17 protein-coding genes are annotated in these 21,595 nt (G+C 43.6%); 8 read left to right on the forward strand and 9 right to left on the reverse strand.

Features of this window, described 5'->3' with window-relative positions; all coding sequences use genetic code 11:
- Positions 1-157: 157 nt before the first annotated feature.
- Genes rnc through CJD36_RS07445 form a run of 3 tightly spaced genes read right to left on the reverse strand, consistent with a single transcriptional unit; the run spans position 158 to position 2,416 of the window.
- Positions 158-880, reverse strand: a complete 723-nt coding sequence (rnc, locus tag CJD36_RS07435; protein WP_240609320.1) for a ribonuclease III — start codon at positions 878-880, stop codon at positions 158-160.
- A 2-nt stretch (positions 881-882) separates the two neighbouring features.
- Positions 883-2,142, reverse strand: a complete 1,260-nt coding sequence (gene fabF / locus CJD36_RS07440; RefSeq protein ID WP_105038499.1) for a beta-ketoacyl-ACP synthase II — start codon at positions 2,140-2,142, stop codon at positions 883-885.
- A gap of 37 nt (positions 2,143-2,179) precedes the next feature.
- Positions 2,180-2,416 (reverse strand): acyl carrier protein, encoded by a 237-nt coding sequence (locus CJD36_RS07445; RefSeq protein WP_105038500.1) that lies wholly within the window; start codon positions 2,414-2,416, stop codon positions 2,180-2,182.
- Positions 2,417-2,984: 568 nt separating this feature from the next.
- Between CJD36_RS07445 and CJD36_RS07450 the strand changes: the two genes are divergently transcribed.
- Positions 2,985-8,054: a translocation/assembly module TamB domain-containing protein gene (locus CJD36_RS07450; RefSeq protein WP_105038501.1), complete on the forward strand. Its 5,070-nt coding sequence runs from the start codon at positions 2,985-2,987 to the stop codon at positions 8,052-8,054.
- A 33-nt stretch (positions 8,055-8,087) separates the two neighbouring features.
- Positions 8,088-10,352 (forward strand): translocation and assembly module lipoprotein TamL, encoded by a 2,265-nt coding sequence (tamL, locus tag CJD36_RS07455; protein WP_161499245.1) that lies wholly within the window; start codon positions 8,088-8,090, stop codon positions 10,350-10,352.
- 116 nt (positions 10,353-10,468) lie between these two features.
- Here tamL and CJD36_RS07460 read toward each other — a convergent pair whose 3' ends face one another.
- Both CJD36_RS07460 and dgt read right to left on the reverse strand, forming a co-directional pair.
- Positions 10,469-11,692, reverse strand: coding sequence for an S-adenosylmethionine:tRNA ribosyltransferase-isomerase (locus CJD36_RS07460; protein ID WP_105038503.1), 1,224 nt, complete (start codon positions 11,690-11,692; stop codon positions 10,469-10,471).
- A gap of 2 nt (positions 11,693-11,694) precedes the next feature.
- Complete coding sequence (gene dgt / locus CJD36_RS07465; RefSeq protein WP_105038504.1) at positions 11,695-13,089, reverse strand: dGTP triphosphohydrolase; 1,395 nt, start codon at positions 13,087-13,089, stop codon at positions 11,695-11,697.
- Positions 13,090-13,192: 103 nt separating this feature from the next.
- On the opposite strand from dgt, the gene CJD36_RS07470 reads away from it, so the two are divergent.
- Positions 13,193-14,002: a DUF6159 family protein gene (locus tag CJD36_RS07470; RefSeq protein ID WP_105038505.1), complete on the forward strand. Its 810-nt coding sequence runs from the start codon at positions 13,193-13,195 to the stop codon at positions 14,000-14,002.
- 47 nt (positions 14,003-14,049) lie between these two features.
- Complete coding sequence (locus tag CJD36_RS07475) at positions 14,050-14,988, forward strand: cation diffusion facilitator family transporter (protein ID WP_105038506.1); 939 nt, start codon at positions 14,050-14,052, stop codon at positions 14,986-14,988.
- An 88-nt stretch (positions 14,989-15,076) separates the two neighbouring features.
- Here the strand turns inward: CJD36_RS07475 and CJD36_RS07480 are convergent, their stop codons facing one another.
- Positions 15,077-16,120: an NAD(P)-dependent alcohol dehydrogenase gene (locus tag CJD36_RS07480; protein ID WP_105038507.1), complete on the reverse strand. Its 1,044-nt coding sequence runs from the start codon at positions 16,118-16,120 to the stop codon at positions 15,077-15,079.
- Positions 16,121-16,277: 157 nt separating this feature from the next.
- Here CJD36_RS07480 and CJD36_RS07485 point away from each other — a divergent pair, with 157 nt between their 5' ends.
- A complete protein-coding gene (locus CJD36_RS07485) occupies positions 16,278-17,159 on the forward strand; it encodes a phytanoyl-CoA dioxygenase family protein (protein ID WP_105038508.1) in 882 nt (293 codons plus the stop codon).
- A gap of 93 nt (positions 17,160-17,252) precedes the next feature.
- Positions 17,253-17,720 carry a hypothetical protein gene (locus CJD36_RS07490; RefSeq protein ID WP_133162543.1) on the forward strand — a complete coding sequence of 156 codons (468 nt, stop codon included), beginning with the start codon at positions 17,253-17,255 and terminating at the stop codon, positions 17,718-17,720.
- Here the strand turns inward: CJD36_RS07490 and CJD36_RS07495 are convergent, their stop codons facing one another.
- Both CJD36_RS07495 and CJD36_RS07500 read right to left on the reverse strand, forming a co-directional pair.
- Positions 17,721-18,095, reverse strand: coding sequence for a VOC family protein (locus CJD36_RS07495; protein ID WP_105038510.1), 375 nt, complete (start codon positions 18,093-18,095; stop codon positions 17,721-17,723).
- Between the two features lie 6 nt (positions 18,096-18,101).
- Positions 18,102-18,791 (reverse strand): DUF2441 domain-containing protein, encoded by a 690-nt coding sequence (locus tag CJD36_RS07500; RefSeq protein ID WP_105038511.1) that lies wholly within the window; start codon positions 18,789-18,791, stop codon positions 18,102-18,104.
- Positions 18,792-18,894: 103 nt separating this feature from the next.
- Here CJD36_RS07500 and CJD36_RS07505 point away from each other — a divergent pair, with 103 nt between their 5' ends.
- Both CJD36_RS07505 and CJD36_RS07510 read left to right on the forward strand, forming a co-directional pair.
- Complete coding sequence (locus CJD36_RS07505; protein ID WP_105038512.1) at positions 18,895-19,971, forward strand: bifunctional 3-deoxy-7-phosphoheptulonate synthase/chorismate mutase type II; 1,077 nt, start codon at positions 18,895-18,897, stop codon at positions 19,969-19,971.
- Positions 19,972-20,005: 34 nt separating this feature from the next.
- Positions 20,006-20,800 (forward strand): class I SAM-dependent methyltransferase, encoded by a 795-nt coding sequence (locus tag CJD36_RS07510; protein ID WP_105038513.1) that lies wholly within the window; start codon positions 20,006-20,008, stop codon positions 20,798-20,800.
- A gap of 14 nt (positions 20,801-20,814) precedes the next feature.
- Here the strand turns inward: CJD36_RS07510 and CJD36_RS07515 are convergent, their stop codons facing one another.
- Positions 20,815-21,594 carry a hypothetical protein gene (locus tag CJD36_RS07515; protein WP_105038514.1) on the reverse strand — a complete coding sequence of 260 codons (780 nt, stop codon included), beginning with the start codon at positions 21,592-21,594 and terminating at the stop codon, positions 20,815-20,817.
- Between the last annotated feature and the right edge of the window lies 1 nt (position 21,595).

Here is a 21,595-nt window from a genome sequence, read left to right on the forward strand (position 1 = left end):
TAAGTGAAAAGTGAGAACCAAAAAGTATTACAGATACCAATACAAGTTTTGTACTAACGTTGAGTTAATTGTACAATGACAAATTGAATTACAATATGATTCCCGAAGGATATAACTTTTGCACTTTGGGGTTTTCACTTTTGACTTAGCGCCGGTGTTATCTTTCCCCTATCGGGCCTAATTTCTCAAGGGCATTTTTAGCGGCAACCTGGCCGGCGTCTTTCTTATTGTAGCCGGTGCCACTGGCAATCATTTCGCCATTAACGGTAATGCCTACAGTGAAGAGTTTACGGGTGTTCTCAATCTTTTCATCGAGCGTGTCGAAGCTCAATGTGTGGTTGTTTTTCTGCGCCCAACTAAGTAGTTGGTTCTTGAAATTAGTATCTGTACTTTCCATAGTGTCGAGATCGACATAAGGACGAACAAGTTGGTTGATGATGAATTTGCGAGTGACTTCCAGCCCGCGATCTAAGTAAACTGCGCCAATAAGTGCCTCAAGTGCGTTACCGAAAATGTGACTACGACTAAGGCTGCGATCGTTGGTATTGTAAACGACCAACTTATTGAGCCCCATGCGCAGCGCCACATTGTTCATGGTTTCCCGACGGACTATCTTAGAGCGTAACTCGGTGAGATAGCCTTCGTCTTCGTAAGGGTATTTTTTGAACAGGTATTCCGCTATGATAGCACCCAGGAAGGCATCACCCAGAAACTCAAGCCTTTCATTGCTATCGGTAGCCTCTTCGGGGCGGGAACGATGCATGAGGGCAAGTTTATAGAATGCTACGCGCTTTGGCGTAAAGCCAAGCACCTGCTCTAATTGAGCGAGAAGCTCCTTGTCGGAAGAAAAAATATTGAGGATACGGGAAAACCTTCCCACAATTATTCTGAATATTTTTTGAAGATCACAGATGCATTATGGCCACCAAAACCGAAAGTGTTGCTCAGCGCAGCTCTTACTGTTTTCTTTTGTGCTTTATGGAAAGTGAAATTCAAACGGGGATCGAAAGAAGGATCGTCCGTAAAGTGATTAATAGTAGGAGGGATAATATCATTAGTGGCAGCAAGAATACTTGCAATAGCCTCTATTGCCCCGGCCGCGCCCAACAGGTGACCTGTCATAGACTTGGTAGAGCTGATATTGAGGTTGTAAGCGTGCTCACCGAAAACACGCTGTATAGCTGCGATCTCGCTGATATCGCCCAATGGTGTAGAAGTACCATGCACATTGATGTAATCAATATCTTCAGGTACCATACCCGCATCCGCAAGGGCTGATCTCATTACATTGTAAGCACCGAGGCCTTCGGGGTGAGGAGCTGTAAGATGGTAAGCATCTGCACTAAGGCCGCCACCGGCTACCTCTATGATGATGTTTGCACCTCTTCTTTTAGCATGCTCGTACTCTTCCATTACCAGTGCGCCCGAGCCTTCACCCAATACAAAACCATCGCGATCGAGATCGAATGGCCTGCTGGCTGTTTTAGGATCATCATTGCGCTCTGAAAGGGCTTTCATAGCATTGAACCCACCGATACCGGCTTCTGTCACCACCGCCTCAGATCCACCACATATAATAGCATCGGCCTTGCCCATGCGTATATAGTTAAGTGCATCGATGATGGCATTGGTAGAAGAAGCGCAGGCACTTACCGTAGCGAAATTGGGGCCACGGAAACCGTACTTCATAGATATATGCCCAGGGGCAATATCCAGAATAAGCTTGGGGATGAAGAAGGGGTTGAAACGGGGAGTACCATCACCTGAATTAAAGTTTTTCATTTCCTCAATGAAAGTGATCATACCACCAATTCCAGATCCCCAGATAACACCGACCCTGTCTTTGTCCACATCGCTATCAAGTAGACCCGAATGCTTCACAGCCTCATCAGCAGCAACGAGTGCCAGCTGAGAGAAACGATCGAGCTTGCGGGCTTCCTTGCGCTCAAAATAATCTTCGGGGTTAAAACCCTTCAGTTCACATGCAAATTTGGTCTTGAACTTAGTGACGTCGAATTGTTTTATGAAATCGGCGCCCGCAACTCCATTGATCAGACCGTCCCAAAAAGTTGGTATAGTATTGCCTAATGGGGTAAGGGCGCCGAGGCCCGTAATCACTACTCGTTTATACGGTAAATTCATTTTGACGTTTTCAGTTCTTTGCTTGGAATGGTGAAAATTACTTTACGTGTTCTTCAAGATAGGCAACTGCCTGACCTACTGTAGTAATGGTCTCAGCCTGCTCATCGGGGATCGATATGTTGAATTCTTTTTCGAATTCCATGATCAATTCTACTGTATCCAGAGAATCTGCTCCGAGGTCGTTAGTAAAACTAGCTTCCGGAGTTACTTCAGACTCATCTACACCCAGTTTGTCTACGATGATTTTCTTAACGCGATTTGCAATTTCAGACATAATAGTGTTTTTAAATTTTTGTTGCAAAATTATACTTTTTAGGATAACGAGAAAGGAATAATTTTTATTTCGGGAATCTTTTTTTTGTATGTGATAAATCGAAATGCAATTGCATCGCATTCAGCACATGTTCCTTCCACTTAATTTTCCATTAACATATCCATACTCTACTACTTATTCATTTTATCTTTTAAACCAACGAAACCCTTACCCAATATACATTACAGCATTACCACTTTGCTAACACACAGATCATTTTACCCATAGCTCCTGCTAATAATGCACGGCAAAATACCACATATTCCGGACATAACGCTACTAAGTGTTCTTCCTCATAAAACTAAGAAAAAAAAATACTTATTTCCAAATATTTTGAAGATAAATAGATAGCTCAGGCTTGTTTTAAATACACTAGTAAGTATAATGAAGCATTTATTGAATTCCAGACATTCGTGCATCAAGCATCCAGAATACCTATTGAGATAAAGTAATTGAAGAGGTAGTTTTAACTGCGTACTTTTACGTTATTCGTAGTTGGCATGGATTTTATACCCGAATAACTACACAGATGCGTAAAGTATTAAAAATCAGCCTTTATATAGTCGGGAGCATACTACTTGTATTGCTTCTGGCTATAGCTGCGCTGAATACACCATGGGGACAGAACTTTGTAAGAGGTAAAGCAGAGGCATTTTTACAAAAGAAACTAAAAACAGAAGTACGCATAGGCCACCTGGGATATGGGCTGCCGAAATTCATTGTACTCAATGACGTATTTCTACGTGATCGGGCAAAAGATACCTTACTATCTGTACATACATTGAAGATAGACCTGGCCATGCTACAGTTGCTGCACAAGAAGCTGGATGTGCAACTACTAGTACTTAATGGTGTTCATACGCATATATACCGTAATCAACCCGACACCAACTTCAATTTTACCTACATCATAGATGCATTTGCCGGAAAGCCCAAAGAAGCAAAGCCTAAAGAAGAGACAAGGGAGAAAGACACCACATCATCATTTGCGATAAGTATAGACAAAGTAAAGATCGATGACATACACGCCCGCTATGATGACTATACTGGCGGTACTATTCTGGCGGTGAATCTTGAGCATCTTGCCTTGCAAATGAAGAAGCTGGACATTGATGCCATGCTCTTTCATATAAAAGATCTGGAAGTATCGGGCCTGCAAACATCGTTTACTCAAGATACCTCTTACCTGCCACCATCGCCAAAAAGCAATAAGAAAGCAAAATTGCAGCTTATAGCAGATAACGTGCACCTGGAGCGCATCAACTTCAACTACAACGACGACCTGAATAAGCTATTGTTCGCACTTAATCTTGGCGACCTGCAACTGGAGCTGAAGAAATTTGACCTGGGCGACAACAGCATTGACATCAATAAACTCGCTATCAACAACACGGCTGCTACCCTATTGTTTGGTAAACACAGCGATGCACCGGGCATTGTAGATACCATAGCAAAACAAGATTCAATTAAGGGATGGCTTGTAAAAGCCGGCAATGTAGACCTGGGCGGACTGGCATTTAAGATGGACAATGAGAATATGCCAAAAGTAAAAAAGGGCATTGACTACAGTCACCTAAACATTAAGGGACTAGCACTAAACCTGAACAACCTCAGATACACTTCAGACAGCATATCGGGCAACATAAAGCATCTTGCGGTGAAGGAACAAAGTGGCGTAGATGTACAGGAGCTAAAGACCGCATTTAATTACAACCAACAAGGCGCTACACTTAAAGACCTTTACCTGCTTACTCCACATACTGTAATTAAAGATCACCTGGAAGTACACTATGCCTCATTGAAAGCACTGAAGAACGACCTGGGTAATATGCACTTGAATGTAGACCTCAGCAAGAGTATTGTAGGTTTTGAGGACATTCTAGTATTTGCGCCACAGCTGATAGAACAAGACATTTTCAAAAAATATCCCAAAGCCCAGGTAAGGCTGGATGCACGCATAAATGGCCCGCTCAATAATATGAACATAGCACGACTATATGTGCTGAGCATGAACAACACTGAGATAGAGTTAAACGGCAAAATGACAGGGCTGCCTGAATCAAAAAACCTTCGCTATAACTTCCATATAACCAAGTTGCAGTCATCGCGAAAGGAAGTGGAGGATTTTGTACCTGCTTCGGCATTGGAATCTGTGAGAGTACCTGACAGATTTGGGCTCACGGGTAATGTATCGGGCACAATAAAAGACTATACCACCGATGTAATGATAGTGAGTACCGATGGTACGGCTTATGTAAAGGGAACGCTGGCTATGTCTGCCGGCAAAGGGAAAGAGCGATACGACATGTTGGTGCAGACCAATAAGCTAAACATTGGCCGCATCCTTAAAAAAGATACACTACTGGGTGAAGTCTCCGCCGCAATTACCGCGAAAGGAACAGGGTTTGATGTAAAGACAATGAACACTGCCGTGCATGGTGCTATAGGTAGTGCATACGCTAAAAACTACATGTACCACGACATTGTGTTCAATGGCAACGTAAACCAGTCGAAAGGCAACCTAACCCTATCTTCTGCAGATAAAAACCTGCGCCTACACATGAAGGGCTCGGGAGATTTCAGCAAAAAAGATATTGCTATAAAGGCAGACATACAACTTGACAGTATAGACCTGCAGGCTTTGAAACTGTACAAGACAGAACTAAGGGCAAGAGGCACCATACACGCAGATTTCCCTGTATTGAATCCCGACTACCCGGTAGGCACATTTACATGGACCAAACCGATCATCAATGCAGATGGCAAAAGATACTACCTGGATAGCATGTATGTGATCTCTGCTCCTGACGCCACGAAGGGACAGGATATAACCGCATACTTTGATGTATTGAGTGCAAAGATCACGGGGAAGACACCATTATCAAAGGTTGGCTCAATAATAAGCAACAGAATAAGTCAGAAATACACACCACCGGTAGCAGATACATCGGCCATAATTCTGTTCAACTCAACTACTAACACGGCAATCAACACGCCACCTAAAGACACTACAACACTACCTGCTGAATATAACCTGAAACTAACGGCAAGCCTGGTAGACAAACCAATGTTGCATAGCATCATTCCGGGGTTAACCGAATTTGATTCAATAAGAATAGATGGCGATCTGAATGAAAGTAGCTTACAAATGAAAGTGGAGATACCAAGACTGGTGTACGGAAGCAATACCATCAATAATGGTTTAGTAACGGTATATGGAACAGACTCCGCATTCATCTATAAAGTAACGGTTGACAAGATATCGAGCGGAAGACTGGGATTGTATTACGCGGACCTGCACGGCAACGTAGAGCAGAACATGATAACAGCTAATTTTACTGTGGCAGATTCACTAAAGAAGGAACGATTTGCACTGGCAGCGGGAATGGCAAAGGAGGGCAACCTGCAAGTAATATCATTAAAGCAAGGCATGAAGCTGAACTATAAGACATGGGAAGTAAAACCTGAGAATAGGATAGTGTTGACGACCGGAGGATATTATATACAGAACTTTGAGGTAAGCAGTGCCGGACAATATATCAAGGCTAATAGCGAAACACCGTCGGCAGACGCAGTGCTGAAAATAGACATCACCAACTTCTTACTCTCTAACATAACCGGCATAGCTAACGCAGGCGATACTGTGCTTGCCAACGGCGTACTTGGCGCAGCGGTAACTATGCAAAAGACACAGGCAGGCGGACAGGAAATAACGGGCGACCTGGCAATATTTGACCTCTCTGTAATGGGTGACACATTGGGGAACCTTAAGGCTCTTGTTAATAATAAAGCCAAAAATGTGCTGGATGCCAAGGTGACCCTTAACGGACATGAGAATGATATAGCAATAAACGGCGCTTACTATCTGGAGAAAAAAGACGGTAATGATTTTGACATGACCGTTGATATGAAGGCGCTATCGGCAAAGAGTTTTGAAGGGCTGGCTATGGGTAATGTGCGCAACAGCACCGGTTTTGTGAGAGGCGAACTGAAGCTTACCGGAACGACAGTGTACCCTAAAGTGAACGGGCAAATAAAGACCGATAATCTAAGGACTACCATATCTACACTAAATTCCAATTTTAAGTTTCCGGCAGAAACAATCAAATTTGGTGGAGATGTCATCACCTTCAATAAGTTCAACATACTGGACAGCCCTGACAATAAAGCAACTATAGATGGCACCGTGAACATGCATGAACTGACCAACCCGGAAATGGACCTGCACATCAACGCGAAGAACTGGCGGGCTGTTCACTCTTCCGCAAAAGACAATAAGGTATTTTACGGAGACCTTGTAATTACAACCAACCTCGATATTAGCGGTACTCCATCGGCACCAACTGTGGATGGCAGTCTGAATATACTGAAGGGCACCAACCTTACCATTGTTACCCCGGAAAAGAATCCTGAAATAGAAAGCAGGAAGGGTATAGTGAAATTTGTAAATGGCAGAGACAACGGAAGGGAAAATCTATTGATACCCAAGAAAAAAGACACAACTGCAAAACGCAAGCTAGCCAAAGGATCTGACATAAATGTGAATGTGCTGGTAGATAAGAATGCTCAGTTCAGCCTGATCATTGACCAGGCCAACGGAGACTTCCTGAGTGTACGTGGTGACGCTTCACTGAATGCATCTGTAGCACGTAATGGCACCATTGCCCTTACCGGCAACTATGCCCTGCATGACGGTAATTACCAGTTCAGTTACAACTTCATCAAGCGTAAATTTAAGATCAAAGACGGCAGTACCATCATCTTTGCAGGAGACCCTGTAAATGGTACTAACATGGACATAACCGCTGTATATGAAGCTGTAGTACCCCCGTATGACCTGGTGCAAAGGCAGGTGGATGAAGCATCGCTCAACTACTACAAGCAACGCATACCATTCGACATAGAGCTCTATCTAAAGGGACAGGTATTAAGACCCGGCATAAGCTTCAATGTTGCGCTACCGGACAATAAGGTATATCCATTGTCATCTGATAAGATAGAATTGATACAAGGCAAATTAACCCAGTTGCGCACAGACACATCTGAACTTAACAAACAGGTATTTGCAGTGCTGATTTTGAACCGATTTGTATCAGACGACCCATTCAAATCAAACGCATCATCAAGCGCAACATTTACGGCACTGCAAAGTGTGAGCACATTTATAGGAGAACAGCTGAACCAGGCTGCCGGCAAGCTAGTGAAGGGTGTGGACCTTTCGGTGGACCTTGCCACGTCTGAAGATTATACTACAGGAGACCTGCGCCAACGTACAGATCTTAATGTAGCCGCATCGAAGCGATTACTGGACGACAGACTAAAACTTACTGTAGGCAACAACTTTGAACTGGAAGGTCCACAAACAAATAATCAGCAAACCAGCTATGTGCCTACCAACCTGGCCGCAGACTATCTATTATCAGCAGATGGTCGCTACACAGTACGTGGGTATCGCCGGGCATATGACCAGGGTGTGATACAGGGCTTTGTGACGGAAACCGGTGTAAACTTTATTGTAAGTCTTGACTACAACAAATTTAAAACCGTATTTAAGAAAAAGAAGGCGAGAACAGCCGCTGATACTACACGAATTAATTAAGACACCATGCCATTGCGACGAATATATATCCTATTGTCCACCATTATATGCTGCGTGCTGATATCGTCATGCAGCAACAGCCGACATCTGGCCGAAGGTGAGAGCCTGTTCATTGGCAGCAAGGTGCATATAAAAGACTTTTCGGGCAAAAAGAGCGAGCGCAAGCTTCTGGTAAAAGATCTGCAGGAACAGGTAAGACCGCGCCCCAACAAAAAATCGTTCGGAATAAGATTGAAACTTAGTATTTATAACCTTGCAGGTGAGCCGAAAAAGAAGAAAGGTCTGCGCAACTGGATGCGCACAAAAGTAGGCGAACCACCAATTATGGGCAGTAGTGTAAGAACTGCAGCCAATAATGCACTGGTAGAAAACTATATGGAAAACAGAGGTTATTTCACTGCTAAGGTAAAATCGGACCTCGTGGTAAATAAAAAGAAAAAATCTACTCTTATTATCGACCTGTCGGCAGGCAACCAATATTTTATTGACAGCGTTACCTTCAGACAAGATTCGTCGGAGATAGCAAAGGACATAGCGGCGAACTTTTCTGAATCTTTATTAAAACCCGGAGTACCCTATAATCTTACTTTGATCAAAGCGGAACGCATACGCATAGACCGCATGCTAAAAGAAAAGGGATATTTCTATTTTAGCCCCGACTATTTACTGATCGTGGCGGATACCGGAATTGGCGAGAACAAGATACATGCAAGGGTACAATTAAAACACAGAGAAATACCGCCGGAAGTATATGCAAAGTACACCATCAACGATATATACATCTATGCCAATTACCGCCTGCAGGGAAACAAGCAAGATACTAATGTAGCCAACCGGGTACAGGTGGATGATTACTATGTAATTGACCAGAAAAAGAAATTCAAGCCCGAGATATTTTCGCAGGCAATGATCTTTGAAAAAGGTGATCTGTATAGCATGGATGATCAGAATAAATCACTAAGCCGACTGGTGAATATGGGTACTTTCAAGTTTGTGAAGAACAGGTTTGACCCTATTGGTGATTCGCTGCTAGATGTATACTATTACCTTACACCCTATCCCAAAAAATCACTTCGTTTTGAAATAGGTGGATTGACACAAAATGATAACCGGGCAGGCACAAGAGGTACGGTAAGCTGGAAAAACCGCAATACCTTCAGAGGAGCGGAGGAACTACTCTTTAAGATCAACGGCGGCTTTGAAGCACAGTATAGTGGAGCACAGAAACGTCCGAATATATACAGCTTTGGCTCGGAGGTCAACCTTTCTTTCCCCCGCTTTGTTGTGCCTATCGGCAGCATACAGACACAAAGCCAATACCTGCCACATACACTGATAAAGCTGAAGTATCGTTACGAATTTCAATCGGAGTTGCTGCGCATCAACTCTTATACCGCATCCTACGGCTACAACTGGAAAGAAGGACCAAGAAAAGAGCACCAGTTCTTTCCTATCAACTTTACTTATGTAAAAACAGATAGCCTGAACAGAGAAAATGTAGGGCGATTGCTTTATGGCAACCTGATATTTGATGGTATCATTGTTGGCCCTACCTATGAATTTACCTATAACTCGCAGGTAGGTACACAAAAGAAACATGCCATCTATTTTGACGGATTGATAGACCTCTCAGGCAACATACTCGGTATAGCGGAAAATGCAGACTATGCCAGCAACCCTAAAAAGCTCTTCGGACAAACGTATGCACAGTATATAAAGTTGGTGCCCGATTTCAGGTATTACTTCCGCGCATCAGGGACTACGAATTTTGCAACCCGACTGATGGCCGGTCTGGGTGTGCCATACGGCAACTCCAGCCAGCTGCCCAATATCAAGCAGTTCTGGGCGGGTGGCAATAGTGATCTTAGAGGATTTGCATCGCGACTGGCAGGACCGGGAACCTTTAACGCCACTAACCGTACTGATAATACCAGCTACATACAAACGCTCGGCGATATAAAACTGGAAGCAAACTTAGAGGTAAGGCAGACCCTTTACAAATTCCTGAACGGAGCCTTGTTTATGGATGCCGGTAACGTATGGCTATACAGGGAAAACGCCACCTACCCGGGCGGAAAATTCACCAACAATTTCTATAAAGAGTTTAATGCTAACGTTGGTGCCGGTCTGCGTTTCGACTTTAAGATACTGGTGCTCCGCCTTGATCTGGGTATGCCAATTCGCAAAGCATGGTTGCCGGAGAATGATAGATGGGTATTTGACAAGATCGCATTTAGCAATAGCCAGTGGCGCAGAGAAAACCTGATACTAAATATTGCGATCGGATATCCGTTCTAGTCATGTTGCCATTTGGGTTATGACGGTTCACGCAAAGAACGTGGAGTATCTTTTTGAGAGCGCGAAGATGTTGTTAGAGCTCATTTAACCGAAAGTAAGAAAGGGTATGCTCATTACTACTTCTGTTTCCACAATAAGCTACCATCTCCATAGCTAAGGAATCGAAAATCATGAGCCATTGCATAGCCGTAGACCTTACGCCAGTTCTCGCCTATAAGTGCAGATACCAGTAAAAGAAGCGTGCTTTGAGGCTGATGAAAATTAGTTACCAGGCCATCTATTATTCTGAATGTATAACCTGGTGCAATGAGTATGCGGGTGCGGGTTACTATCTTATTGGTGCCATTGACAGCCATGTGATTTAATAAAGCATTTAGCGCTTCTTCTTTAGGACATGGATCAGTTATCTCATACGCATCCCATTGGTTAATGGCAATACCTTCCATGTCAACTGCCATACCTTTAAACAGCTTACACCCTATCCAGTAAAGGCTTTCAAGGGTACGCAAGGAGGTAGTACCAACGGCCACTATCTTATTATCACCATGCTGCAGTAATTGCTGAATAGTGCTTGCATTTACCTCTATCCACTCAGCATGCATATCATGCTCCTGCATGGTCTCGCTCTTCACCGGCTTAAATGTACCAGCACCGACGTGTAGCGTAACAAATGCTTTATCTACATCCTTTGCCGCAAGTTCATTCATTACAGCATCTGTAAAATGAAGCCCTGCTGTAGGTGCGGCTACACTTCCCTCATCTTTCGCAAATATGGTCTGGTATCTTTCCTCATCTTTTACATCGGCCAGTCGATTTAGATACGGCGGCAATGGCACCTTACCTGCATGATGCAATACTTCGGCAAATGTCATATCCGGGTTGTCCCAGTCTAATTGTATGGTATAGTACGACTCACTTTTATTGACCATGGTAGCTGAAAGCGTGAAGCCGGCTTCGGGACATGGTAACGTCAACGTGATGCTATCTTTCCATTTTTTAGCACTACCCACCAGGCAATTCCACCACACCTGGCCTTTTTGCAGCATAGCCGTTTGTATGTCGCTATGACTGCTATGTGGTTCCAGGCAGAAGATCTCTATAGCGCCGCCGGTTGGCTTGGCAAATGGCAGGCGGGCATGTACCACTTTTGTTTGGTTGAAGACCATCAAAGTGTTGACAGGTATATGGTCGGCCAAATGGGAATAGGTATCTTCCGCTATCTGTCCATTTGTATAGATCAAGAGCTTTGAGGCATCGCGCTGCTGCAATGGATATTGAGCAATACGTGCATCGGGCAAGTCGTAAGTATAATCTTCAATTCTTAGATTCCTGGGGTGCATGCTTATTTTATTTCGGGTATGGTGATACCGGTAATTTTTCGATAAAGGTCTATTGCATAGAGGTCGGTCATGCCGCCAATAAAGTCTACAAGACTCTGTATGTCTTCGTATCGTCTGGTAGGATCGAGTGTTAACGGGAACTGTGGCGACACCAGCCTGATGAGCTTACCGGAACGGCTTTGCTTAGGATATAATATTGCGTGGACAAACTCTTTCAGCAGCCCGCCAATAATGTTATAACCCGCTATTTCTATCTCTACTACAGAGCGGTAATTATAGATGTACTTTACAGAAAAATTATTGATCGCATCTATCAGTTTCGACTCACGTTCAGGCAGGCAATTGAGCAGGTCTTGCTGCAAAGTACCGGCAAGTAACTCTTTCTCATGCTCCATAAACACATCAGCCATTTTCTGTATCATCAGGTTGATCCAACTGGCGCGTATGTATTGTACTTTCTGGTTATCGTCATTGATGTTGGCTATCTTCCTTAACACGTAGGCCTGAGAACCGAAGCCCTCGCCCTCTTCATCAAAGAAAGGCAGGAACAGATCTATAAAGGTCTGCAGCGTTACTATGTGCAACCTGTGTGCATCTTCAAGATCAATAACTCTGTAGCAGATATCATCGGCCGCCTCTGTAATATATACATATGGGTGGCGCGCGAAGACCAGGTTATGTCCCTCGATACGAGGTATCTCCAGCGTTTCAGCTATCTGAACATATGTTGGTATCTCAGAATCAAAAAAGCCGGATTTCTTAGTAGCTATCAACCCAATATGTTTATTAAACCCTTCAAGCGAAGCGCACGGATATTTTACTATAGATGCTAATGTTGGAAAGCTAAGCCTGTAGCCGCCGGGCTCAGGCTCATTATAATTGTGCGTGAGCACACGAAGTGCATTAGAATTACCTTCAAACTTCCTGAAATCCATCAACTGATTCTCGGTTAATGAATCGGTGATCATCGTGCGCATATCGCCTTCCATACCTTCAAAAAAAGTACGGATCGCGTCTTCGCCGGAGTGACCGAATGGCGGGTTGCCTATGTCGTGGCTTAAACATGCTGATGCAATGACCGAGGCCAGTTCATGACGATAGAACTCTCTGAATTCGGTACTATTGCCCGGGTATTTTGCTGCGATGCGCTCCCCTATTGCCTTACCCAGTGAGCGGCCCACAGAAGTCACCTCAAGGCTATGCGTAAGTCTGTTATGAACAAATACTGAACCGGGCAATGGAAATACCTGTGTCTTATTCTGCAACCTTCTGAATGCAGATGAAAAGATAATTCGGTCATAATCTCTCTGGAACGGATTACGCACCGGATCGTATGTTCTGCCCTTCACTTCGCGCTCACCTGTTCTCCGGTCTGTATATAACGTCTCCCATTTCATGCTGTAAAGATGCGACAATGCAGGGAATAATAGAAAACAACACTTTTTGATTCATTGAAGAATATATTTATATTTACTACCTAAACAATAAACACTACCTATTATGTTCTCAAGAATGTCAAAGGGCTGGAATATAGCTATGAATGCACTCAGAGTGCTGAATGCCAATAAGCAATTAATGATTTTCCCAATATTATCGGGCATTACCCTACTGGCAGTTGTAGGTTCATTCTTTGCGGGAGTATTCTTTACAAGCGGGTTCGACAGTATAGCAACAGACAACAAAATGTACCCGATCTTATTCCTGTTCTACCTTGTAGCCTACTTCATCATCGTATTTTTTAATATGGCATTGATACATTGTACTACACTGTACTTTAAAGGCGAGGAGCTTTCTGTATACAAAGGCCTTTCTTTCAGCATAAGCAGGGTGGGATTGATATTCATGTGGGCTGTTTTCTCCGCTACAATAGGCACATTATTAAAAGCCATCCAAGATAACCTGGGAACGATTGGGAAAATAATTGTAGGCTTACTAGGCTTTGTGTGGAGCGCAGCAACATTTTTTGTTATACCCGTTATCGCCTATGAAAAACTCACCCCGATAGAAGCTACCAAGAGGTCAATAGAGCTTATGAAAGAAAAATGGGGGGAAGCCGTTGTAGCAAATTTCAGCTTCAGTGGATTGGTCTTATTGTCATTCATGGCAATAGGTATCTCGGCAATTGCTGTCTCTGAGCTAATTAACGAAGGGCTAGGTATTGGCATATTTGTATGCGGCATGGGCCTTATTGCTATTATGACCAGCGCCATAAGAAGTATCATAGTGAGTGCAGCCTATCATGATGTAGATGGAGATATGGATATACACTTCAACAAGGCATCGTTAGAAGACCTTTTCGCTCAGAAGTAAGTCAGTCTTTATTTCTACGTAACTTGCATATACAATGAGAAGAGTAGATGCATCACCACAACCACGATCATAGTCACGAGGGGCATCACCACCACAAGGTAAGCGCTGCCGATTCGGCCAGTACTGCCTTTATTGTGGGCATTGTGCTTAACAGTGCTTATGTGATCGTAGAGGCGGCGATGGGGTTTGCCAATCATTCTATGGCATTGCTGTCTGATGCCGGTCATAATCTCGGTGATGTAGCCAGCCTTATTCTATCGTTACTGGCTTTCAGACTGGCAAAGATGAAGCCGTCAGACTCATTTACTTATGGCTATAAGAAAAGCACTATACTGGCAGCACTAACCAATGCGGTGATCCTGCTGGTATCTGTTGGGCTACTCAGTTATGAATCTGTAAGGCAACTAATGCGCCCCCACCCTGTAGAAGGTGGCACTATGGCCATTGTAGCGGGAATCGGCATTGTGGTCAATTTCGGATCGGCATTTCTATTCTTCAAGCATAAAGACAAAGAGATGAACACCCGTGGCGCTTACCTACACCTGATGGCAGATGCGCTGGTTTCGCTTGGTGTGGTTGTAGCCGGTATCATTATGCAATACACCCATTGGTATTGGCTCGATGGTGCCACAAGCCTGGGTATATTATTGGTCATACTTATCAGCACCTGGTCGTTACTTATGGGTAGCCTGCGACTTACACTCGATGCAGTTCCTGCCGATATTAAAAAACAGGAAATAGAACAAGCTATAGTGCAGATGAGTGGCGTGCAGAGCATACACCATATGCACATATGGGCAATGAGTACTACTGAGAACGCGCTTACAGCGCACCTTATCCCCGATGAGACATTGTCATTCGATGAGAAAATACAGCTTGTTCACCGGATCAAACATGAACTGCAGCATTTCAACATTCAACACGCCACAATAGAAATGGAATCGAGCAAAACCCATTGCGAGGAAGAAGCATGTAGTCATAAGTAAAAGCAAAAAGTGATACTCAATCATCCTTCCGAGCAGTCTGCCAGAACGCTATAATTAAGCACCACTTTTTACTTTTAAGTTTTTACTTTTATAAAGTCGCCATATCTATTACAAACCTGTATTTCACATCACCCTTCAGCATACGTTCGTAAGCTTCATTGATGTAATCCATTCTTATTACTTCTACATCAGATACTATGTTGTGCTCTGCACAATAGTCCAGCATCTCCTGCGTTTCAGGCAAGCCGCCTATCAATGAGCCAGCAAGGCTTCTACGGCCGCCAATAAGGCTGAATGCCATTATCTGAGATGGTGTAGGAGGTGCACCCACACATATCATCACACCGTCCACATTCAGCATGCTTAAGTATGTGTTATAATCATGTTCAGCAGACACGCTATCAATGATAAAATCAAAGTAGCTGGCCAAGCCTTTTAATTGTTCAGGGTCTTTTGTCAATGCAAACTTAGTTGCACCCAGCCTGTATGCATCCTGCTCTTTACCTGCAGATGTGCTCAGCAACGTTACCTCTGCACCAAATGATGCGGCCAGCTTCACCGCCATGTGACCAAGACCACCAAGGCCTACCACACCTACTTTATGGCCCTTACCAACCTTCCAGTGGCGGAGCGGCGAGTAGGTGGTAATACCTGCACACAACAATGGCGCTACTGCTTCAAGAGGCAACTTATCAGATATACGCAATGTGAAACTCTCATCAACTACTACACGGTTAGAATAGCCACCATAGGTCATTCCACCTGTGTGCTTATCCTTACTGTTGTAAGTACCTGTAGAGCCATTCTTACAAAATTGTTCCAATCCTTTTTTGCAATTCACACATTCTCTGCATGAGTCTACCAGGCAACCAACACCTGCAAGATCTCCTTCCTTAAATTTGGTTACTGCACTACCCACTGCTGTTACCTTACCTACTATTTCATGGCCCGGCACAACAGGATAAGTGGTGTGCTGCCATTCATTGCGGGCCACATGCAGGTCTGAGTGACATACGCCGCAGTAAAGTATCTCTATCTGCACATCATTGGGCGTTAATTCTCTCCTTTCAAAACTGAAAGGTGCAATATCTGTTGTAGGTGCCTGTGCGGCATATCCTTTTGCTGCTATCATTTTTTTTGGTTTTTATTAGATTTCCGATACCGCTTATGGCTATTCAGAATGCTAAAATTAAAGGCTTGCGCTCATTTACGCTATTGATTTTGTCATGGTAATACTTTGATAATGCCGTAATTTTAGGTAATATTGATAATTAGCAAGTGTTTACCTGATGAAAACCAATACAAATTCAGAGCGCCCCCCATATTTGTTCTCCAATGGCATGCCCATTCCGTTTACGCCTCAATACTTTGAGCAGGCGGAGGCGGGTGATGCATCGGACGTGGCAGATATGACCCGCAGGCTGAATAACGATGGTTACTTATATCTTCCGGGCTTTTTAGACCCGGCAGATGTACTGGATGTAAGAGAAGAATATTTTAAACTATTCGACCCGATCATTCTAAAAAAAGGCACATCTCCGCGCCAGGGCTTGTTTTCAGGATCCTTCCAGTTTTCTCCTTACAGGCATGGTTTAGCGGGACATCCCGCATCATTGTTTGTTACTTCTGATGCTTTTGAACAATTTACCCGAAGCAAAAAATTATTGGATCTGGCTACTTCTTTAATGAATGAAGAGGTAACATTGTTGCAAAGAAGACCTATTCGCCACTTTTATAATAATACAGGGGTAGCATCTTGCGCGCATGCCGATTTTACCTACCTGAACAAAGGCACAAAGAAGATAGTATCCATATGGATACCGCTGGGTGATGTACCGCTAGAAGGTGGCGGCATAGTGTATCTTAAAGATTCTAATGATGTGGACCAGGATGAACTGCGCCATCAGCTGAACAGGTTTAAAAAACCAGAGAAGGATGAACGCCCGATAACAGCTGACCTTAAAGCTATTGCAGATACAACAGGTAAACCCTGGCTATATGCCGACTTTAAAGCAGGCGACATTGTGCTGCATACTCCGTTCATTGTTCATGCTACGCTTGACTGTAATGACGAACGTATGAGACTATCTACGGACATCCGCTTTGCCAGCTGCAATGAAACCCACGATCCGCGCTGGGGTGGCAACTGGAGAGGAGATGATGGTTATTGATTTTTCCCACCCAAATCATCAGAATATTTATTCCTGTAGAAAACTGCACCGCTCACCTTGCTACCTATTACTGTAGCATAAACTTATGCGTATATGCCCAACGAATTGAACAACTACCGACTCTACTATCTTATCTGGATGGGTAACCCCACCAGCCTTATCGTCAAATGCAAACCATACCAAGGCTTTACCCCTTCCGACAGGACGCGGACAATGGAAGTGCTGCGTAAGTACATAGACGTCGATACGTGGTTCCTCGATTTCTCTGAAACATACAGGGCATGGATGGACGAAGATGATACTGAAATTTACAACATAAATGCGCCAATAAATACCTCAATGATGGCAGCCATAGCACAAGCTAATACTGAGCTGGCGGCAGAGGGGCTTATGCTCTTTTATTGGTTCAATAAAGACGTAACGGAGTTAGATGAAGAATGGGAATGGAAGACAGACCCTATCGACAACAACCCGCTCACCGACCTCGGCCCTGAATATTACGACAAAAGTCGGCTTGTATGCGAAAAACACTTTCTTGTATTCCCGCATAATGATGCATAGTTACTGTATTGACGTTATCCACCAAGTATTGCCAAACGGATCAGTAACACCACAGGCGCGGCCATAGTTCTGGTCTGTAGGCGGCATTACGCTGGTAGCGCCTGCTTCTAGTGCCTTTGCATAAGTGGCGTCTGCATCAGGCACATAGATAAACATATTGGCTGTTTGTGGCTGCCATTGCTCTGTGGCATCGCAAAACATTATAGTAGCACCATTCACCTGCAGCTCAGAGTGCATGACTGCTTCACTATCCTCCCTTTGTTTAGAGAATGTCTTTTCCGCATCAAATACCTTGTTCATAAATGCTGCAAATGCCATCGCATCGGTCAGCATCAGGTAAGGCATTATTACGTTATGGCCTATTGGTATGTTCATTTTTAATCACTTATCAGAATTCAATAATTCATTTACAGACTCGTACTTAGCAAGAATCTTAACTTTACCCTCGAATAGACATTCTTCCCTTTGAAAATTCTCAGTCGCTGCCCAATATTTTTGTGCGAGATTGTCAAATGTCATTGGTGCGATGAAATTAACACTATCAATTAATCCACCATCAGTATGAAATATAGTACCTGTTAGCTCAACCTTATATACATCTCTCGCACTGCCACAAAAAGACTCATCCCATTCCGCTAGATCGTCTTTTGCACATACCCATAATGCCGACTTTCTAGAAGGGTATAGTGGATAATTTGTAATCCTCTCTTTTTCTAAAATAGTCTCTTTTAGTACTTGCGTATACTTATCGTTAAAAAAAATTGCCTTTTTACTTACGCTTAGAAGACAATCACTGATATTGCTAAACAGATAATGGTCCTCAATATTAATTGGTGCCAAATCTCTACTGAAATTTCTCTCTAATTTTTCATCATCAGACAATGCTTTAAGTATCGCTAGTTTTTCGTTACAGTCTTTTTGCAAACCATTTAAACAATCAATGAGAGATTTATAATAGTAATTCGTTGTACCGGGACTAAATTCTAATTCATTGCCTACTCTCCAAAGGTGTGAATATAGATTGTTCCCTTTAGCAATATGATAATAAATTATATTTCGTATTTGTTCCATTTCTTCAAATTTATATAATTCTTACTTCTTGCCATTAAGTTAATATTGTATAATTCACTATCCCTATTAACCCTAATTACTATAACCCTCCTACATTTGCATTATGTCTTTTTTTAAAACAGGAAAGCCCTTTATTATAGCAGGCCCGTGTAGTGCAGAAACCCGTGAACAGGTATTGGCAACTGCAGCTGCGCTTGTACCGATCAACATTGATATGTTCAGGGCTGGTGTGTGGAAACCCCGCACCAAACCGGGGTCTTTTGAGGGCAATGGCGAGCAGGCATTGCAGTGGCTGCAGGAGGCAAAAAAACTGTATAATTTAAAATATACTATAGAGGTTGCAGAGCCCGAGCATATAGAGCTGGCATTGAAATATGAGGCTGACGCGATATGGGTGGGTGCCCGCACTACTGTCAATCCATTTCATGTGCAGCACCTTGCCGATGCGTTGAAAGGAACCGGAGTACCCGTAATGGTGAAGAATCCTGTGAACCCTGATATTGAATTGTGGGAAGGTGCAATTGAGCGTTTTCTTGCAGCAGGATTGACCGACGTTGCGGCCATACACCGGGGCTTCTCCGGCTACAGCTCTGCTGTTGGCTACCGCAATCAACCCAACTGGCCTATACCCATTGAATTGAAAAGACGCAGGCCGGAGTTATCTATCATCTGCGACCCAAGCCACATAAGCGGCAAGCGCAACCGTATAGCCGAGGTATCGCAGAAAGCGCTCGACATGCACTTCGATGGATTAATGATCGAAACCCATCCTACTCCCGATGAAGCCTGGACAGACGCCCGCCAGCAGATAACACCGTCGCAGTTAAAAGACATTCTGGAAAAACTGGTCGTTCGTGCTGAGTTTACCAACGATATGGGGACACAAGTGCAATTGGAGCATCTGCGCCAGTTGATGGATGCTGTAGACGCCGAGATCATAGACCTGATCACCCGCCGTATGGAACTGAGCGAAAAGGTGGGAGAGGTAAAAAAGCAAGCCAACATGACCGCCTACCAGCCATCACGCTGGCGCGAAATAGTAGACAGCACTACTGCACGTTGCAGTGTAAACGGCCTTGACAAGGATTTCATTGTTGATTTGTACGAAAAGATACACCACGAGAGCATTCGCCGTCAATTATTTATACTGGGCAATACGCAGATAGAAATAAAAAAGTAAATTTACCGCTCTTAAAAAGATAAAATCACAACAATTGGCGCTCAAACAGCATTTAGACGTACAGGTACGTTTTGATCAGCAGGTAGAAAACTCTCTTAACTATGTTCTTCCTTTCATTGAACAAACGAAGGCAATAGGTAATGGAATAAATGTGCTGGAAATAGGCACCGGTGAGGGCGGCAATCTTGTGGCTTTTCTTGACAAAGGGGCTTACTGCGTGGGTGTAGACCTAAATGGTGAGCGTATAGAAGATGCAAAAGAATTCCTGACAGACAGAGTAGCGAGTGGCAAAGTGGAACTGATCTGTCAGAATATATATGAAGACAGTTTCCTGTCGAAATTCAAAGGATTCTTTGATGTAATAATGCTCAAAGATGTAATTGAACACGTTCCTGAGCAGGAAAAATTTATACCCTACCTTAAAAACTTCTTAAAGCCCGGTGGGCAGATATTCTTTGGCTTTCCGCCGTGGTATATGCCATTTGGTGGCCACCAGCAGGTATGTACTAATAAGCTGGCCGCTATGATGCCGTATTATCATATCCTGCCCACATTCCTATACAAAGGCTTGCTGAAACTTGCCGGCGAGCATCCGCTATCTATAAAGGAATTAATAGAAGTAAAAGAAACGCAGATCACCATTGAGCGTTTTGAACGTATAGTAAAGAAAAGCGGCCTGAAGATCCTCAGTCAGCGCGACTATTTTATTAATCCCATTTACAAGTATAAGTTCGGCCTGAAGCCGCGCGTACAGTGGAAACCCATAACATGGATCCCTTATTTTCGCGATTTTGTGACTACCTGTGTGTATTATACCGTTGGAGAATAAGCAAGAGTGTTTGCCTATTGTGCAATACGCATCTGCTTTATTTTACTGCTGTCTGCAGCACCCCATATTCCGTTTTTTATTCGATACGCTACCGAAGTCTTCAATACATCAGCCGGCTCACACCCATTTTGTGTTACGCGGCTGTTCTCTATTGTGTAGTTGACAACACAGGTGGTGTCATTCACTAATTTCCAGGCAGAATAAATATTTTGGCAGTATGGAGCACCTTCATATTGTGACTCCATTATTTGTCCCTGCCGCTCACGGTCGGCAATCGATTTAAAAAGCGTGAACCAGCTTGAAGAGAAAGTAGATCCATGCCCGCATGAGTAGGTTATAAAATAGTTACCCCGCCTGTTAAGTGCCTGAGTTCGGGTATTTATACCACACCAGTCGCACGAAAAATCCTGCGTGGCAATCATTTTGCCGGTCTTATCAATTTCTATCAGTTTATTGGTAGCCACTGTCTGGTCGTTATCTGCCGACAATACACAGAGCAAATACCTCCCCCCCGAATCCATTCTATAATATTTACCCATCGTGTCCGCTGGCTTCCAATGCTTCCACCAGTCATTGAGCGTATCGGTAAGTCCATTTGCAATTAAGAACGGTAATACTTCACTTTTAGCTACAAAACCCGAATCAACTGTAAATTTCAAATTAATTGAAACTGATTTTGACTCTTCCTTAGGCTTTACCAGTAGCCCAAAGCAACCCTGCAGCGTTACCAGCGCCAAGACCATATTTGCAACAATAAAACCTGTTTTATATTTCAATAAAAATTCCCGGATCATT

Origin of the sequence: Flavipsychrobacter stenotrophus, assembly GCF_002954265.1 — a bacterium.
GTDB lineage: Bacteria > Bacteroidota > Bacteroidia > Chitinophagales > Chitinophagaceae > Flavipsychrobacter > Flavipsychrobacter stenotrophus.